This window comes from Woronichinia naegeliana WA131 (assembly GCA_025370055.1).
In the GTDB taxonomy this organism is placed as follows: Bacteria; Cyanobacteriota; Cyanobacteriia; order Cyanobacteriales; family Microcystaceae; genus Woronichinia; species Woronichinia naegeliana.
Window position 1 is genome coordinate 156,660 of the sequence record CP073041.1, and the last position, 17,889, is coordinate 174,548.

General features: G+C 38.6%; 10 protein-coding genes and 12 pseudogenes. 15 read left to right on the top strand and 7 right to left on the bottom strand.

Annotated features, from left to right (window positions below):
* Nucleotides 1-18: 18 nt before the first annotated feature.
* Nucleotides 19-1,239, top strand: coding sequence for a DUF790 family protein (locus KA717_00775; protein UXE61570.1), 1,221 nt, complete (start codon nucleotides 19-21; stop codon nucleotides 1,237-1,239).
* A 118-nt stretch (nucleotides 1,240-1,357) separates the two neighbouring features.
* Nucleotides 1,358-1,558 (top strand): annotated as a pseudogene (locus KA717_00780) (hypothetical protein).
* Here KA717_00780 and KA717_00785 read toward each other — a convergent pair.
* Nucleotides 1,555-1,875 (bottom strand): annotated as a pseudogene (locus tag KA717_00785) (IS4 family transposase). The pseudogenes KA717_00780 and KA717_00785 overlap by 4 nt on opposite strands.
* Before the next feature lie 214 nt (nucleotides 1,876-2,089).
* Here KA717_00785 and KA717_00790 point away from each other — a divergent pair.
* The 3 genes and pseudogenes from KA717_00790 (at nucleotide 2,090) to KA717_00800 (ending at nucleotide 5,143) form a co-directional block, all read left to right on the top strand.
* Nucleotides 2,090-3,637, top strand: a complete 1,548-nt coding sequence (locus KA717_00790) for an IS1634 family transposase (GenBank protein ID UXE61571.1) — start codon at nucleotides 2,090-2,092, stop codon at nucleotides 3,635-3,637.
* 118 nt (nucleotides 3,638-3,755) lie between these two features.
* A complete protein-coding gene (locus tag KA717_00795) occupies nucleotides 3,756-3,896 on the top strand; it encodes a hypothetical protein (GenBank protein ID UXE61572.1) in 141 nt (46 codons plus the stop codon).
* A gap of 122 nt (nucleotides 3,897-4,018) precedes the next feature.
* Nucleotides 4,019-5,143 (top strand): annotated as a pseudogene (locus tag KA717_00800) (IS5 family transposase).
* A 30-nt stretch (nucleotides 5,144-5,173) separates the two neighbouring features.
* Here the strand turns inward: KA717_00800 and KA717_00805 are convergent.
* Nucleotides 5,174-6,455: pseudogene (locus tag KA717_00805) on the bottom strand (ISKra4 family transposase).
* Nucleotides 6,456-6,529: 74 nt separating this feature from the next.
* Between KA717_00805 and KA717_00810 the strand changes: the two are divergent.
* Nucleotides 6,530-6,775 (top strand): annotated as a pseudogene (locus tag KA717_00810) (transposase).
* Nucleotides 6,776-7,027: 252 nt separating this feature from the next.
* A pseudogene (locus KA717_00815) lies at nucleotides 7,028-7,114 on the top strand (IS1-like element transposase).
* Nucleotides 7,115-7,495: 381 nt separating this feature from the next.
* On the opposite strand, the pseudogene KA717_00820 reads toward KA717_00815, so the two are convergent.
* A pseudogene (locus tag KA717_00820) lies at nucleotides 7,496-8,833 on the bottom strand (IS5 family transposase).
* A 231-nt stretch (nucleotides 8,834-9,064) separates the two neighbouring features.
* On the opposite strand from KA717_00820, the gene KA717_00825 reads away from it, so the two are divergent.
* On the top strand, nucleotides 9,065-9,565 hold the full coding sequence (locus tag KA717_00825) for an IS1 family transposase (GenBank protein ID UXE61573.1): 501 nt from the start codon (nucleotides 9,065-9,067) through the stop codon (nucleotides 9,563-9,565).
* Nucleotides 9,566-9,695: 130 nt separating this feature from the next.
* On the opposite strand, the gene KA717_00830 is transcribed toward KA717_00825, so the two are convergent.
* Nucleotides 9,696-9,926, bottom strand: coding sequence for a hypothetical protein (locus KA717_00830; GenBank protein ID UXE61574.1), 231 nt, complete (start codon nucleotides 9,924-9,926; stop codon nucleotides 9,696-9,698).
* Between the two features lie 103 nt (nucleotides 9,927-10,029).
* Here KA717_00830 and KA717_00835 point away from each other — a divergent pair.
* Nucleotides 10,030-10,170: pseudogene (locus KA717_00835) on the top strand (D-alanyl-D-alanine dipeptidase).
* An 87-nt stretch (nucleotides 10,171-10,257) separates the two neighbouring features.
* Here KA717_00835 and KA717_00840 read toward each other — a convergent pair.
* The 3 genes from KA717_00840 to KA717_00850 all read right to left on the bottom strand — a co-directional run bounded on the left by KA717_00840 (nucleotide 10,258) and on the right by KA717_00850 (nucleotide 13,182).
* The gene (locus KA717_00840) at nucleotides 10,258-10,839 is read right to left on the bottom strand and encodes a Uma2 family endonuclease (GenBank protein UXE61575.1); all 582 of its coding nucleotides are present in this window, start codon (nucleotides 10,837-10,839) and stop codon (nucleotides 10,258-10,260) included.
* A 263-nt stretch (nucleotides 10,840-11,102) separates the two neighbouring features.
* The gene (locus tag KA717_00845) at nucleotides 11,103-12,125 is read right to left on the bottom strand and encodes an IS110 family transposase (GenBank protein UXE61576.1); all 1,023 of its coding nucleotides are present in this window, start codon (nucleotides 12,123-12,125) and stop codon (nucleotides 11,103-11,105) included.
* A 535-nt stretch (nucleotides 12,126-12,660) separates the two neighbouring features.
* Nucleotides 12,661-13,182: a hypothetical protein gene (locus KA717_00850; GenBank protein UXE61577.1), complete on the bottom strand. Its 522-nt coding sequence runs from the start codon at nucleotides 13,180-13,182 to the stop codon at nucleotides 12,661-12,663.
* 66 nt (nucleotides 13,183-13,248) lie between these two features.
* Here KA717_00850 and KA717_00855 point away from each other — a divergent pair.
* From KA717_00855 to KA717_00880, 6 genes and pseudogenes are all read left to right on the top strand, one after another.
* Nucleotides 13,249-13,545, top strand: a pseudogene (locus KA717_00855) (helix-turn-helix domain-containing protein).
* An 83-nt stretch (nucleotides 13,546-13,628) separates the two neighbouring features.
* Nucleotides 13,629-14,672, top strand: a complete 1,044-nt coding sequence (locus tag KA717_00860) for an IS630 family transposase (GenBank protein ID UXE61578.1) — start codon at nucleotides 13,629-13,631, stop codon at nucleotides 14,670-14,672.
* Between the two features lie 39 nt (nucleotides 14,673-14,711).
* Nucleotides 14,712-14,965 (top strand): annotated as a pseudogene (locus tag KA717_00865) (IS630 family transposase).
* A 125-nt stretch (nucleotides 14,966-15,090) separates the two neighbouring features.
* Nucleotides 15,091-16,428, top strand: a pseudogene (locus KA717_00870) (IS5 family transposase).
* Between the two features lie 243 nt (nucleotides 16,429-16,671).
* A pseudogene (locus KA717_00875) lies at nucleotides 16,672-17,265 on the top strand (IS630 family transposase).
* Nucleotides 17,266-17,294: 29 nt separating this feature from the next.
* Nucleotides 17,295-17,825 (top strand): IS1634 family transposase, encoded by a 531-nt coding sequence (locus KA717_00880; GenBank protein ID UXE61579.1) that lies wholly within the window; start codon nucleotides 17,295-17,297, stop codon nucleotides 17,823-17,825.
* The last annotated feature ends 64 nt before the right edge of the window (nucleotides 17,826-17,889 follow it).

Sequence of the window (17,889 nt, forward strand, 5' to 3'; positions counted from 1 at the left end):
CAGGACTTCCCTTATCCTATGTTACCCTCAGATCTCCTCATTTATCGTCGCAATGGAGACACAATTATTCCCAAAAAGTTAGCTTTAGATGATAATGCGATCGCCTTAGCCCTGGAGCAAATCAGCTGTTTTCACAGTGCTGTAGGAGAAACCCAGGGGCAATTAGACAGTAAATTAGGAGAATTAGAAGGGGATAGTCCCCAATATCGCATTAAACGAGGGTTGGCCCATCTCCTCAAAAGTCATTTTTCCACCTTTGAAATTATTAGTCCTTTAGAGCCGATCGCTTTACGTCAAAAAGTCTTTGGGGAAGCCGCCACCCATCTGATTATTCCCCTAACTCGACAACCTGTATTAGAACGAATTGCCCACCATTTTTCGACGGAATTGGGACGGGAGGTTTTACCAGAGGAAATAGAACGGGGGCTGTATGCCGACTTACCCGAAAACCGGATTATGACTGATTTTGTCGCTCCGACTCCTGAAGCTCTATTACATCGTTATAATTTGTCCCAGGTGCAAGGGGTTTTCTATCGCGCTCATCATCTAATTATCCATGCCCATCGTAATGATCCAGGAGAGTATAAATTACTATTTCGTTATCTGAAATTATTCCAACTGATGGCCTATATTGAAGGCGATGCCGACACCGGTTTTACGATTACCATTGATGGCCCCACCAGTTTATTTAAGGCCAATACCCGTTATGGTTTGTCCCTAGCTAAAATGATTCCGGCTCTCCTGCACGTTAGCAAATGGAATCTGAAAGCTAGTCTGCAAGATCGGGATAGTTATTCAGGAGAAACGAAAAATACTCGTTTTGAACTCAGCGATCGCTGTGGCCTAGTCAGTCACTATGCGGCAGGCAAAACCTACGACAGTATGTTAGAGGAATCCTTTGCTCAGGGTTGGGAAAAACTCAAATCTGAATGGCAATTAGAAAGAGAAGTGGATCTGATTCCCATTCCAGGAAGTGTGATGATTCCCGATTTCCGTCTAGTTCACCCCGATGGACGAGTTTATCTATTAGAAATTGTGGGCTACTGGCGACCGGAATATTTACAAAAAAAGTTTGCTCAAGTCAGAAAAGCCCAGGTAAATAATTTAATTTTGGCAGTATCGGAACGGTTAAATTTGGAAAAAGCAGGTGTGAATATTAACCAAACTCCAGCCCAGGTCATTTGGTTTAAGGATAAGTTGATTCCTAAATCAGTTTTAGCAGTTCTTGATGAAATATGAAGATTTGTGTAATTTCCTGACGGATTGACTTAATCCGTGATTTTGGCATTAGTATATAGCCATAGAGAATTCTACAATATTCTTGTCAATTTACTGTGTTTTGTGGAATTTATAGTGAATTGCGTTTACCGGTCTTGAATGCTGGGAGTTACCAAGTGGTTTACAGACTAATAGTTTATCCATTGGACGAACGCCTTTGGTTCGTTTAAATCGCGTGGTTGGCGATACCAGGGCGATCGTTTTGGCCAAAATTGAAGGTCGCAATCCCGCTTATTCGGTGAAATGTCGAATTGGTGCGGCCCTGATTTGGGATGCAGAACTTATTCCCAAGGGAAAGCCATTTTCGCCATTTAGTACTAGCGTCGGATGCAGAAAAAAGCCTATGTCTCGGTTATTTCCCACTACTCCCTGCCCTTCTGTCTTCAGTCGTCCTCTGTGTGCCTCCAAGTTAATTTCACTCGTATCATTTACTGCTAATACGTGTAAGCCTTCTACTTGCTGCTCACAATGCTCTGATAAGCTTTGTATTAGCTCTGATACTGTCACCTTGTCATTCTCCAAAAAGCGGTAGTAACCTACTTGCTCGGCACGGTTTTTGCTCATTTGACGGATGTTTACCGATTGCTTCCGTAACATTGCTTCATCCCACATTCCGCAGGTTGTCGAAGAGGAGCACTAGTTCACGCGAGCTAGTATCGGTACTTGTGCATTGATTTCGGGCAAGGATAAAAAATGTCAATAAAGTTCTAAAATGGAGTCTTGTCTTAGATAGAATCAACAGTAAAAATGAATAACCTAAATATTAAAGACCTCGACCACTTAGGAATCGTAGCGGGAATTTATAGATGAAATGGGTTTAGTAGAAATTATCGATGAGGAAGTGGGAACTCATCCTCAAGAAAAGCTCAGTGTAGGTACAATAGTAAAAGCAATGATATTAAACTGCTTAGGATGTATCAATGCTCCGTTATATTTGTTGAGTGAGTTTTTTAAAGGAAAAGCATTAGAACACCTATTAGGAGAAGGAATAAAAGCAGAAGATTTAAATGATGACAAGCTAGGAAGGTCATTGGATAAGGTATTTGGAGTGGGGGTAAAAAACCGGTTCACGAAAATAGTCCTAAAAGCGGCAGCAATCTTTGGAATAGAACAAAAGTCAAAGCATTTAGACTCAACCTCAATGTCTGTACAAGGGAAGTATAAGGAAAGGATAGAAGATGAGGAAGACGAGCAGACAAAAGCCATAAAAATAAAATTTGGTTATTCCAGAGATAAACGACCAGACCTAAAACAGTTTATGTTAAATATGATATGTAGTGGAGATGGTGGTGTCCCTCTCTTTATGCAATTAGGAGATGGCAATGAATCGGATAAAAAGGTGTTTCCCCAGATAATCAAAGACTGTCAAGAAAGGTTGAATATGGAAGGTTTATCGGTGATGGATGGAGCTTTTTATACGGCGGAAAATGTGGGCATGGCGAGGTCAATTCAATGGTTAAGTCGTGTCCCTCTGAAAGAAGCCACTGAGACTTTGGCAAATATATCAGAAGACCAATGGCAGCAGGGTGAACAGGACGGTTATCGTTGGCAAGTGAGGGCTTCGGAATATGGGGGTGAACAGCAACGATGGCTTGTGGTCGAAAGTGCTCAACGTCTCCAGTCCGATAATAAAGCTATAAGTCAAAAAATTGAGAAAGCCGATAAAGTTGTCAAAAAAGAATGGCAGAAACTTTGTGGACAGAATTTTGCTTGTGAGGCCGATGCTCTTACTGAGGCTCAACTCTGGCCAAAAACCTTGACTTATCATCAACTCAGTCAAGTTGAGGTTCAGACTATTCCTTACTATGCCAAGGGAGGAAGACCGAAACAAGGGGCTACCCCTCTCGGTTTTCATTACCGCTTAACTGGGCAATTAAGCCTTGATTCCTCTTGCTTGGAAGCCGCATCTAAACGGGCTGGACGTTTTATTTTAGCTACTAATGTTCTTGATTCTCAGGTTTTGAGTCCCGACCAGATGTTGGCTGAATATAAGGCTCAACAAAACACCGAGCGCGGCTTTCGCTTTCTCAAAGACCCTTTCTTTTTTGCCTCTGCTCTTTTTCTCAAGAATCCTCAACGCATTATGGCTTTGATGATGATTATGGTTGTCTCTTTATTGGTTTATACTTTGGCACAACGTCGCCTACGACAGGCTTTGGCTCTTGCCCATCAGACTATTCCTAATCAAAAGGGTAAACCGACCGCCATTCCCACTCTGCTTTGGGTCTTTCAGTCTTTTCTGTTTATCCGTTGGTTAGAGATTGACGGCATTCAAACTATCGTTAATTTGACCTCCAAACACAAACATATTCTTTCCTTTCTTGGCTCTTCATGTCAAAAGTACTACTTTGTCTCTTGACTTACCTGCGGAATGTGGGCTTCATACAATTCCGCCCCCTTTTTACTAAGCGGGTCGTGTTCTAAACCTGTGGAAAAGAGTAATAATAAATAAATGTAAATCTTAAAATTGGTGTGCCATGCTATTCAAAGCAATTGTTTGCCCAAGTTGTCAAAGTACGGATATTGTGAAACACGGCCCCTCTGGGGAGGGGAAAAAGCGTTACAGATGTCGTAATACAGAATGTAAGCGTTGCACATTTATCTTAAACTATACTTAGGGCTTGCTGAAAAAAGCTGAAACCTTTACGGAGAAAAATAGTAGGCGAATTAAGAACCGCTAGAATGCACGAAAATAGGGTAGAATGCCTCAAAACCATTGCATTAAGAAGAGAGAAAGCAGATGTACCGAAAGCAACAGTACTCAATTGAAACACCAGAAAACTTGAAAAATCTGTTCGGCGGGCAGTTAGACGAAGAAAATCGTTGGATAGAAATGTCAAAAATGATTCCCTGGGAAGAATATGAGGAAGAATATGCAAAAAACTTCACAGAAAAAAAAGGAGCCCCAGCCAAATCATTTAGAATGGCATTAGGAGCATTAATTATCAAAGAAATTTCAGGAAAAAGTGACAGAGAAACAGTAGAACAAATAAAAGAGAACCCTTATTTACAGTACTTTATAGGAATGGAAAGCTATAGTAGCAAAGAAGCATTTAATGCGTCAATGATGGTTCATTTTCGTAAAAAAATAGGAATGGAATTAATAAATAAAATTAATAAAGAAATAGAAAAAAAAGCGACGGGTGTAGCGTCAGAAAAAAAAGAAAATGAAGGAAAGTTATTGTTAGATGCGACTTGTACACCAGCAGATATAAAATATCCAACGGATATAGGAATATTGAATGATGCAAGAGAAAAAACAGAAAAAATAATAGATAAGCTGTATGAAGAAATAAAAGAGAAAAGGAAAGAAAAGCCGAGGACTTATAGGGAAGTGGCAAGAAAAGAGTACTTAGCCATAGCAAAAAAACGTCGTGTGTCAAAAAAAGAAAGAAGAAAAGGAACAAAAAAACAACTAGGATATATAAAAAGAAACTTGTCTGATATAGAAAAAATGATAGAAGAGGGAGCAAAGTTAGAAAAACTAACGAAAAAAGAGCAAGAAGAGCTTGTAACGATAGGAAAAGTGTATGAGCAACAGTTAGAAATGTATGAAAAAAAGACAAATAAAGTAGAAAACAGAATTGTGAGTGTAAGCCAACCTCACGTGCGTCCAATAGTGCGTGGAAAAGCGGGAAAAGCAGTAGAGTTTGGAGCTAAAATATCGGCAAGTAATGTGAATGGCTTTGTCTTCTTAGACAAATTAAGTTGGGATAATTACAACGAATCGGGAGATTTACAAGCGCGAATAGAAGAATATAAAAGGGAAACAGGATGTTATCCGGAATCGGTTCATGTGGATAAAATCTATCGAACAAAAGCGAATCGAGCTTATTGTAAAGAAAGGGATATAAGAATGAGGGGTGCGACCTTTAGTTGATAAAAGCTGTTGTAATCAGGGTTCTACAGGGAACCCATATTGATCAAGTTTTGCCCAAAATTGACTCCATCGTTCCTTCGTCAATACCAAAGCTCGTAGGCTCAAAATAATTCCTGCTCCTTTTTCCTTCCATCGCATCCCTGAACAACATAATCGTTGTTTGACCAACGTCTTACAAGCTGCTTCCATAACACCTGAACCAATCGGATACTTTTTCTCTATGTATTCAGCATAATCCATTTGATGCTGATGATTCTCGTAATAAGTAATCGCCGCTTGTAGTTTCTCGGTAAGATTCTTAGAATGACTTTTTTCTTCTTTGACTTCTTTCATCAGATTTAGCAGTTCTCCTGCTTTTCCTTTTTCATGCTTGAGTTCTCGACAATTTTCAGTCAACCATTCTTTTTGTTTTGACACTGTATTCGGATGCAACGCTTCTGCCAAGGCACCTAAGTAACCAGAGGCATGATAGAAATCTAATATCTGTTCTTCCGTTTGCTTTTCTAAAAACTTCCAATTTGATTCTGCCCCGTCTGCTATCCCGACCAATGTTGCCTCTGGATAACGTTTTTTCGCTCGCTCAATTTCTCTTTCTAATCTTTCTAGAAAACTCTTTTTTCCATACTCTGGTGCCGCACCTAGATAGATTGTATGTTGACGTTCGCCTTCACTATCGTATAGGGAAACGGTTCCCACCATTGCTTCACGGTAGCCATCCTCACACATCAGCATACAGGTTCCATCTAATCCTATTCCCACTGTTGCAATTTGGCTATCCTCCTTGGGCGGGGCATAACTCCACGCTTCTTCTTTTGCCTGTACCACACTTCCTACTGCTTCACTCAATCTTTGGATATAGGATAGCGCTACTTTTCTACCATGATTTTCTAATAAATCATTTTTCACCTCTTTGCCTGCCATCCCTGACATTTTTGAGGATACCTGTTTTGCCAATAATGGCGTTGATGTTATGATTATCCTTGCTTCTCTTTCTAAGGGGCAATACGTTTTTCCTCAAAGGTGAACGCTGATATACATGACGATTCACTATAACCTCACCATAAGGTGTTTGATATTCTTTCGGTTGCTCTCCCTTACTCTTCCAGATTTCTTCACCGATTTTTAAGGGTGAACCATCTGTATCTAAATATTTCAAGGCTTCTTTGCTGGCGATGCAACCTACTTCGTTTAAGCCTTTTTGAATATTTATTTCTGTATCCAACATTGAACGACTTAGTTCTAATGTTAGTTCTATTTTTATCTTTGAACCCTCTACATTAATTAGTTTTGCTGTCATCATTGTTTCCTCTTTGTCACTTTTCATCTCATGTTAACACTTTTCTTTTCCTTCATCAACTAAAGGTCACACCCAGAATGAGTGGTCCCCGATTGGGAAGACCGCCGAAAGAGGTGAGCAAAGAAAAAAAGAAAGAGGCACGCTCAGATGAAAGAGTGCGTAATGCCATTGAGGGTAAATTCGGACAGGGAAAGAGGAAATTTAGTCTTGGTCGAGTGATGGCCAAACTACCTGAGACCTCGGAAACGGTAATTGCGATGAACTTTTTGGTAATGAATCTTTCTACTCTACTTCAGAAGACAAAAAGTAAAAAGTTGTAGAGTCGTTTTTCTTGTGAAAAATGGTGTTAATTTTCCTCTCTTTTGTGAGGAGTGATTTGTGTTGACCTTTTTAGACAGAAAGGAACAATAGATTAAACAAAATCTGTATTTTGATTTGTTTCCATAAGGATAAGTTATCTATGCTTTTTCAGTCCATACTTCCCTAACCCACATTTCTTTCGTTTTTTGACTTTTTCAGCAAGCCCTACTTATAAAGGTTATTTGCCAGAAGTAAAGGAAAAGATTGCCGAAATGGCAATGAATGGTAGTGGCATAAGGGATACAGCCCGTGTGCTGAGGATTAGTCCATCAACAGTGATTAGTGAACTAAAAAAAAAGAGTCTAGTTTAGTATTCGTCAACGAAAAAAAACTAGCAGAACTGGAACCCAGTCAGAGTATTGTAACCCATATTCCGTACCAATTAGAAGAAAATAAATAATTTAAAATTTACACGCTATATGCAGGCATCATTAGCCATCACAACACTAGATAGGGCTTGCTGAAAAAGTCAAAAAACGAAAGAAATGTGGGTTAGGGAAGTATGGACTGAAAAAGCATAGATAACTTATCCTTATGGAAACAAATCAAAATACAGATTTTGTTTAATCTATTGTTCCTTTCTGTCTAAAAAGGTCAACACAAATCACTCCTCACAAAAGAGAGGAAAATTAACACCATTTTTCACAAGAAAAACGACTCTACAACTTTTTACTTTTTGTCTTCTGAAGTAGAGTAGAAAGATTCATTACCAAAAAGTTCATCGCAATTACCGTTTCCGAGGTCTCAGGTAGTTTGGCCATCACTCGACCAAGACTAAATTTCCTCTTTCCCTGTCCGAATTTACCCTCAATGGCATTACGCACTCTTTCATCTGAGCGTGCCTCTTTCTTTTTTTCTTTGCTCACCTCTTTCGGCGGTCTTCCCAATCGGGGACCACTCATTCTTATATCCCTTTCTTTACAATAAGCTCGATTCGCTTTTGTTCGATAGATTTTATCCACATGAACCGATTCCGGATAACATCCTGTTTCCCTTTTATATTCTTCTATTCGCGCTTGTAAATCTCCCGATTCGTTGTAATTATCCCAACTTAATTTGTCTAAGAAGACAAAGCCATTCACATTACTTGCCGATATTTTAGCTCCAAACTCTACTGCTTTTCCCGCTTTTCCACGCACTATTGGACGCACGTGAGGTTGGCTTACACTCACGATTCTGTTTTCTACTTTATTTGTCTTTTTTTCATACATTTCTAACTGTTGCTCATACACTTTTCCTATCGTTACAAGCTCTTCTTGCTCTTTTTTCGTTAGTTTTTCTAACTTTGCTCCCTCTTCTATCATTTTTTCTATATCAGACAAGTTTCTTTTTATATATCCTAGTTGTTTTTTTGTTCCTTTTCTTCTTTCTTTTTTTGACACACGACGTTTTTTTGCTATGGCTAAGTACTCTTTTCTTGCCACTTCCCTATAAGTCCTCGGCTTTTCTTTCCTTTTCTCTTTTATTTCTTCATACAGCTTATCTATTATTTTTTCTGTTTTTTCTCTGGCATCATTCAATATTCCTATATCCGTTGGATATTTTATATCTGCTGGTGTACAAGTCGCATCTAACAATAACTTTCCTTCATTTTCTTTTTTTTCTGACGCTACACCCGTCGCTTTTTTTTCTATTTCTTTATTAATTTTATTTATTAATTCCATTCCTATTTTTTTACGAAAATGAACCATCATTGACGCATTAAATGCTTCTTTGCTACTATAGCTTTCCATTCCTATAAAGTACTGTAAATAAGGGTTCTCTTTTATTTGTTCTACTGTTTCTCTGTCACTTTTTCCTGAAATTTCTTTGATAATTAATGCTCCTAATGCCATTCTAAATGATTTGGCTGGGGCTCCTTTTTTTTCTGTGAAGTTTTTTGCATATTCTTCCTCATATTCTTCCCAGGGAATCATTTTTGACATTTCTATCCAACGATTTTCTTCGTCTAACTGCCCGCCGAACAGATTTTTCAAGTTTTCTGGTGTTTCAATTGAGTACTGTTGCTTTCGGTACATCTGCTTTCTCTCTTCTTAATGCAATGGTTTTGAGGCATTCTACCCTATTTTCGTGCATTCTAGCGGTTCTTAATTCGCCTACTATTTTTCTCCGTAAAGGTTTCAGCTTTTTTCAGCAAGCCCTAGATATAGACGGAGAAGGAAAGACTATAGTAGTGCGTTTATCAGTGCTTTTGTACTGCATAAAGAGGCGTACTTTTGTTGATCAGCAGATTGTGATTCCTGAAACCTTTGTGGGGAAGCACTTCTGCTAATCTAGACTTGTTCGTATTAATTAAAATTCTTGTTGCCAAGTACGGAATGTGGGTTGTAACGCTCTGCCAATGGAATGACGTGGAAGCAGAACTCGACGAAATGTGGGGTTTTGTGAAGAGCAAAAAAGAGCAAAGATGGTTATGGCACGCTATTGATCATAAGACAGGTGAGATATTAGCTTATGTTTTGTCTGGTCACAAAGACGAAGCATTTCTAAGGCTAAAAGAGTTGTTAGAACCTTTTGGTATTACTCAATATTATACAGATGGATGGGGGGCTTACGAACGACATATTGAGCCAGCATTGCATGAGGTGGGTAAGTATAATACTCAAAAAATCGAACGAAAGCACTTGACATTGAGAACTCGAATAAAGAGATTAGCGAGAAAAACGATTTGTTTCTCCAAATCTATTGTGATGCACGATATTGTCCTTGGATTATTTATCAATCGCTTTGAATTTGGATGTCTTATTTAGATGTGCTTCCACAGATTCAGAACACTACCAACATGAGATTGTTCCTCAATTGGGATAGATTTTGGAAAGTGGGTCTCGACTATTATACTCTCATTTCTTTTTTTGATAAAGTTCGATAAAGTTCAAAGTCTTATTTTTCTGCCCCATAAGTATTAATACTTATTGCGTAAGTGAGATGCTCCCAATCCCTTATGAGTAGATTGTTGGTCTGATGTAATTCATCGGTTAATCTTCCACAGTAATTACATTTGACTTCTTCCTCTTGACAACTCAGTATCAAAAAAGCCTCTGTTCCTTCTTGAATAACATTTCTTATTTTTACCTTTGGCAAATCTACCAGATTTTCTAGAAAAAATAACATTGATGCCATCCTCATATAGGGTATCTTATTATACATTTTTCAACGTCAATCCAGAAGAGCCCCTAATTTTTACCAACAAGCAACGGCTCAAGAGGCTCAAATTTATCATCACCATCGCTGTTTATTAAATGACTTGATGGAATCGGTCGGTTTTCTGCGACATCCTGGGGAATGGTGGCACTTTTCCCTCGGTGATCAACTGTGGGCTTGGCAATACAATCAACGCAATGCGATCACTTTTTGATGAGAATTGATAACGCGATCACTTTTCTAAAACTTTATTGTCTATGCTCACCAACTCCTCATGACTCCAGATAATTACCGCTTATTTTTATCGAGTGGTAAACCGTTGGATTGCCTCCAGTCTGGAAGGCATCATTACGCATTCCTCCAGTAGTGCAATATCTAAATTCGGTAGTAATTTACTGGTTGGAGTTTTCTGGTAGCGATCACCTTCCAAAGTGTAAATCACCAATTTTTCAGCTTGCCAAATCCAAACTTCTCGAATACCAAGCCGTTGATATTTGTCCAGTTTTTGAGGACTACCACTAGTGATATTAACTTCAATCGCCAAATCAGGATGCTCTTGTTTTTCTCCTAGATAATAGGATTCATCTGGCTCAAAAGAGACGGATTTCTCTTTAGATTCACGGGTCGCACTACCCACAGGAAAAAATTCAATGCCTTGAGTGAACAGATAATATTCGATCAAAAATCCAATCAGCGTTTTAATAGATTCGTGGTATTCACCCAGGGTCATGAACTCAATTACTCCGTCTAGATAGGTCATACGCAGTCCGGGTTGCAGTTCTATCACTCCTTGAATCGTCTTAAAATCCTGCCAGGCATGGAGACCCGGTAAGACAAAACGTTGGTTTTCAGTAAGAATCGGCGGAGAAGTGGCAACGGTCATGGGGACTGCTCTCTGCTTAGATGGCAAATGCGACACTTCCTATCTTACTAACTTTTTACATGAACCGCGATCGCTCTTTTCCATCACCAGGGCAAACGCATCTTATTTTTGAATGATAGGCTAGGTAAAGGTTTCAGCAATCATTATTGATTTTTTATGAAATGCTAAAAGGCTTGTCAAATAAAGAGTCTAGAATTTTGATGCGTTTGCCCTGTTTCTATCACAAGTAGATTACCATCATTTGGTAGATACTGTGTTAAGTGTCAAGGGGAAGCAGGCAAAAAATCAGTTTCCTCCTCTAAAACAACGTTAGGAAGAGCCAACTTAGTCTGGTCAAACGGTTTCCCTGACTTGAGAACCCCGTAAACAATCCGAATGAGTTTGTGCATCACGACCCCAACTATCTGCATCTTGTTTTTTCCTGCCTCTAAAAACCGTTCTCGCAAATCCTTCATGGGAGAACAATGACGCATAGAACTCAAGGCAGGAAAATAAAGAGCCTTACGTAAATGAGGATTACCAATTTTACACAACCGAGTTTTCCCTTTAACAGAGGTTCCCGATTGATGCTCTTGAGGGGTTAAACCCGCAAATGCGGCTAATTGACGAGCAGAAGAAAACTGATTAATATCGCCAATTTCTGCCAGAATGGTCATTGCTGTCGGCTCACCAATTCCTACAATCGAAGTCAATAAATCTGCTTGACTTTTTAGAGAACTATATTCGTTCAACAATTCTTTTTGTCGCTTTTTTACATTGTCAATTTGAGTTTCTAGAAACACAAGATGAGCTTCAATATCTTCTATGAGACTCTCATCAACTGTTGTTTTTAAACGATTTTTTTCTTGAGTTGCCATCTGCTCTAAAGCTCTTAAACGACGACTATAGGACTGTAATTGCGCCATTTCTGGACTTGGGGGTGTCCAGGCTTGTGGTTTAAGTGCCAAACAGAATCGTGCAATAGTTGTGGCATCGGCTTGATCATTTTTTGTTCGACTCAAGCGACTTTGAGCAAATCCTTTAATTCGGGCAGGATTAACAATACTGACAATGTGATCTAAACTGTGTAAATAAGTTGCTACTGAATGGCCGTAGTTACTGGTGGCTTCTAAGCAGGCATGAACTTTTTCAAGTTGGTTTTGCTCCAACCATTTTTTGAGTTGCTCGAACCCTTCAAGGTTATTGGCAAATTCTTTAACCTGACTTTTTTTCTCTCCTTTGAGTAAGGCGGCTGAGAATTTTTCTTTACTAATATCTATGCCGAGAATGGCTTCTTTTTCGCTCATGGTTTAACTCCTTGTGAGTCAGAAAAATAGTTGTCACTCTGCCGCGCTATCCTTGCAAATACTAGGTTTTTTGAGAAAAGCCACGTTGATACTGTCCAGTCTGCGGAAGGTGACATTCCGAAGAACAAATAAGAGGCTCTTTATCTACGAAGCAAGCTTTTTGCTTTAGGTTGGGTTCAGAGTCACTCTTTTTCTTGTTCTTCTTGAGATTAGGATAACTCCTATCCTCCATTCCCAACATACAAGGTTGGATTAAGGCAGGCAACCCAACAAATTAAAAAAAAGAAAGCAACCCAACAAATTAAACAAGAATGATGTTAATTAATTTTGGAAGGGAATATTGTTTGTGTGGAAATGTTGGGTTTCCTTATTATAACGATTGGCCATCTATTTAATTTATAGGGCCAACCTTCTAGGCTTTTTCTAATACTAATCTTTGAGTTTCATTGAGCTTTATGGGCGCAAGTAACTGTTCAAGCCAGAGCGGCACTGGTATCGTCTAGCTAGAAGCTATAAACGTTGCAATACGGGAGGTTCAAGAAATCAGGCGAATTTGGAGTAAGTCCTCCCAAGTTAACCCTTTTTCAATTATACCGAGAGCTACAGCAGGAACTTCTCTAGTCGTAAAATGGCTGCGAACAAAGTTATGAACCATCCAGAAAATATCTAGTACTCGCTGTAATCCCACAACAGATTTAGCATAAGTATTTGTACGACGACGAAAGGCGGCTAAATAGCGTCGGATAGCACTATTAAATGCCTCAACGTGGTTGGCATGGACGTCCTTTTCTTCTGGTTTTTCTGTTGTCTCTGGATGTTCTGGTTTCGGAGTTTCTACTTTCTTGAGTTTACCCTCAGAATCTCGACGTTTACTACTCTTATTTTTTAGTCTTACTACAAGACCCTTCGGTAATACTTTGGTGGGACGACCTCGCTTTCCAGTCCTTAATACTTCGTGACAAATATTAAATAGCAGTTGACTATATCGCTTTTCTCCATCTGTAAATAACTGGAGAGATTCTGCACTCCTTTCAAATAATTCCGCTACCGTCATCATTGCTTCTAGAAATAATTTCTGCTCTTTTCGACCACATAGTACTAGTGGTCAGTCATCCTTGATTTGATGGGTAAAAAGTGTGAGAATGGGGAAGACCTAAACATTCAAGAGAAATCATGGCTAAAAAAAAAATACATAGTTGCTCTGGAGCAAGAAGAAAGAAAAGAATTGGAAAGTATAACAACCAAAGGAAAATCTCTTGCGTATAGAGTCAACCATGCTCGTATTCTGCTAAAAGCAGACATAAATCAGGAAAAAGGAGGATTAAGAGATAAAGAAATCAGTGAAGCGCTGGATATCAGTGTTAGCACTATAGAAAGAGTACGACAAAAGTTTGTAGAAGAAAGCGTAGAATCAGCTCTATACTAAACACGGTCACAGGTTGCGAATTCTAAAAATAAGAGATAATATAATAAAAATAGAAAAATTAGTCAAGAGGCTGAGAAATGATTAAGTTAGAATTTACAGAAGAAGACAAAAGACTGTTGTCTTACGGTCGGTTTAATCACCCGCATCCTAGAGTGCAGCTAAAGATGGAAGTTTTATGGCTAAAAAGTCAGGGATTGTCTCATCAAAAAATTGCTCAATTCGCAGGAGTTTCAGTAAATACGGTGACAAGCTATATCCGTGATTATCAAGAGGGCGGGATAGAAAAACTAAAAGAAATAAAATTTAATCGCCCGAAAAGCGAGTTAACAGAGCATCAAGGGACAATTGAGGCATATTTTGAGTCAAATCCACCAGCAACAATAAATGAAGCAGTAAAAAGAATAGAAGAATTAACAGGAATAAAAAGAAGTCCGACGCAAGTCAGAAAATTTTTAAAGTCAATAGGAATGAGGTGTCTAAAGGTGGGAACAATTCCATCAAAAGCAGATGTAGAAGCTCAGAATAGCTATAGAGAAAAAGAGCTAGAACCAAGGCTAGAAGAGGCAAAAGCAGGAAAAAGGGCAGTTTTCTTTGTAGATGCCTCTCATTTTGTAATGGGAGCATTTGTAAATTTTATATGGTGCTTCAAGAGGATTTTTATTAAGTCACCATCAGGGAGAAAACGTTTTAATGTGTTAGGAGCATTAAATGCAATTACCCATGAAGTAATTATGGTAACGAACAGTTCTTATATTACGGGAACTCAGGTTTGTGAACTCCTAGAAAAGATAGCAGAATTAGGACTATTAATACCGATTACGTTGGTATTAGACAATGCTCGTTATCAAAAATGCCGAATTGTACAGGAGTTGGCAGAATCATTAGGAATAGAGTTACTGTACTTACCTCCTTATTCTCCTAACTTGAATTTAATTGAAAGACTGTGGAAGTTTGTGAAGAAGAAGTGTTTATACGCAAAATATTATGAAGATTTTACGCAGTTTTCTGCAGCAATTTCAGGATGTCTTGAGGATGCTAACGTAAAATATAAGGAGGAGCTTGATTCTCTGCTCACCTTACGATTTCAACGCTTTGATAAATCTCAGATTATGAACGTTTGAAGTATATCGCGTCGAACGCCCTTAAAGGCAAGACCACGATTGTTAGATGGAGAAAAAGAAGCCTGTTTGATTGCAATTGCCTGCACAGAAGCACCAGAAGGAAGAGGGGCATGGACATTGGGATTGTTAGCAGACAAGATGGTGGAGTTGGGTCATGTAGAAGGCATTTCCCATGAAACAGTGCGTCAAACTCTAAAAAAAACGAACTAAAGCCTTGGTTAAAGGAATGTTGGGTGATTCCCCCCGAAGCCAATGCAGAATTCGTCTGTTGCATGGAAAATGTGCTGGATATTTAGGGCTTGCTGAAAAAAGCTGAAACCTTTACGGAGAAAAATAGTAGGCGAATTAAGAACCGCTAGAATGCACGAAAATAGGGTAGAATGCCTCAAAACCATTGCATTAAGAAGAGAGAAAGCAGATGTACCGAAAGCAACAGTACTCAATTGAAACACCAGAAAACTTGAAAAATCTGTTCGGCGGGCAGTTAGACGAAGAAAATCGTTGGATAGAAATGTCAAAAATGATTCCCTGGGAAGAATATGAGGAAGAATATGCAAAAAACTTCACAGAAAAAAAAGGAGCCCCAGCCAAATCATTTAGAATGGCATTAGGAGCATTAATTATCAAAGAAATTTCAGGAAAAAGTGACAGAGAAACAGTAGAACAAATAAAAGAGAACCCTTATTTACAGTACTTTATAGGAATGGAAAGCTATAGTAGCAAAGAAGCATTTAATGCGTCAATGATGGTTCATTTTCGTAAAAAAATAGGAATGGAATTAATAAATAAAATTAATAAAGAAATAGAAAAAAAAGCGACGGGTGTAGCGTCAGAAAAAAAAGAAAATGAAGGAAAGTTATTGTTAGATGCGACTTGTACACCAGCAGATATAAAATATCCAACGGATATAGGAATATTGAATGATGCCAGAGAAAAAACAGAAAAAATAATAGATAAGCTGTATGAAGAAATAAAAGAGAAAAGGAAAGAAAAGCCGAGGACTTATAGGGAAGTGGCAAGAAAAGAGTACTTAGCCATAGCAAAAAAACGTCGTGTGTCAAAAAAAGAAAGAAGAAAAGGAACAAAAAAACAACTAGGATATATAAAAAGAAACTTGTCTGATATAGAAAAAATGATAGAAGAGGGAGCAAAGTTAGAAAAACTAACGAAAAAAGAGCAAGAAGAGCTTGTAACGATAGGAAAAGTGTATGAGCAACAGTTAGAAATGTATGAAAAAAAGACAAATAAAGTAGAAAACAGAATTGTGAGTGTAAGCCAACCTCACGTGCGTCCAATAGTGCGTGGAAAAGCGGGAAAAGCAGTAGAGTTTGGAGCTAAAATATCGGCAAGTAATGTGAATGGCTTTGTCTTCTTAGACAAATTAAGTTGGGATAATTACAACGAATCGGGAGATTTACAAGCGCGAATAGAAGAATATAAAAGGGAAACAGGATGTTATCCGGAATCGGTTCATGTGGATAAAATCTATCGAACAAAAGCGAATCGAGCTTATTGTAAAGAAAGGGATATAAGAATGAGTGGTCCCCGATTGGGAAGACCGCCGAAAGAGGTGAGCAAAGAAAAAAAGAAAGAGGCACGCTCAGATGAAAGAGTGCGTAATGCCATTGAGGGTAAATTCGGACAGGGAAAGAGGAAATTTAGTCTTGGTCGAGTGATGGCCAAACTACCTGAGACCTCGGAAACGGTAATTGCGATGAATTTTTTGGTAATGAATCTTTCTACTCTACTTCAGAAGACAAAAAGTAAAAAGTTGTAGAGTCGTTTTTCTTGTGAAAAATGGTGTTAATTTTCCTCTCTTTTGTGAGGAGTGATTTGTGTTGACCTTTTTAGACAGAAAGGAACAATAGATTAAACAAAATCTGTATTTTGATTTGTTTCCATAAGGATAAGTTATCTATGCTTTTTCAGTCCATACTTCCCTAACCCACATTTCTTTCGTTTTTTGACTTTTTCAGCAAGCCCTATTTACAAACGTCCTTATGACCCCAAGCATCCCGTAGTTTGCTTTGACGAAACCAACAAACAATTGGTCAAGGAGAACAAAACGCCCTTAGTTGCCGAACCAGGACAGGTAGAAAGGTATGACTACGAATATGAACGGAATGGGGTGAGCAATTTGTTTATGTTTTCTGAACCCCTAGCTGGATGGCGACACGTAGAAGTAACCGAACGTCGTACTAAAAAAGATTATGCTCATCAACTGAAATCTCTGGTCGATATTTATCATCCAGAAGCCGAAAAGATAACACTTATTCACGACAACCTGAATACTAATGTTTCCTATGCCTTATATGAGACCTTTGAACCCCAAGAAGCCAAGCGTATCCTTGACAAACTGGATATTCATTACACCCCTAAGCATGGTAGTTGGTTCAACATGGCTGAGATTGAGTTGAGCGTTTTATCTCGTCAATGTTTAGCCCGTCGTATTCCTGACAAGGAAACTCTCAACAATGAAATTGCTGCTTGGGAAAAACACCGAAATGAACAATTGCGTACCATTGATTGGCAATTTACCACTGATGATGCTCGCATCAAACTCAAGCGGCTTTATCCATCAGTTCTACCTTGACTGACTACTAGATAGAATCAACAGTAAAAATGAATAACCTAAATATTAAAGACCTCGACCACTTAGGAATCGTAGCGGGAATTATAGATGAAATGGGTTTAGTAGAAATTATCGATGAGGAAGTGGGAACTCATCCTCAAGAAAAGCTCAGTGTAGGTACAATAGTAAAAGCAATGATATTAAACTGCTTAGGATGTATCAATGCTCCGTTATATTTGTTGAGTGAGTTTTTTAAAGGAAAAGCATTAGAACACCTATTAGGAGAAGGAATAAAAGCAGAAGATTTAAATGATGACAAGCTAGGAAGGTCATTGGATAAGGTATTTGGAGTGGGGGTAAAAAACCGGTTCACGAAAATAGTCCTAAAAGCGGCAGCAATCTTTGGAATAGAACAAAAGTCAAAGCATTTAGACTCAACCTCAATGTCTGTACAAGGGAAGTATAAGGAAAGGATAGAAGATGAGGAAGACGAGCAGACAAAAGCCATAAAAATAAAATTTGGTTATTCCAGAGATAAACGACCAGACCTAAAACAGTTTATGTTAAATAGGGCTTGCTGAAAAAGTCAAAAAACGAAAGAAATGTGGGTTAGGGAAGTATGGACTGAAAAAGCATAGATAACTT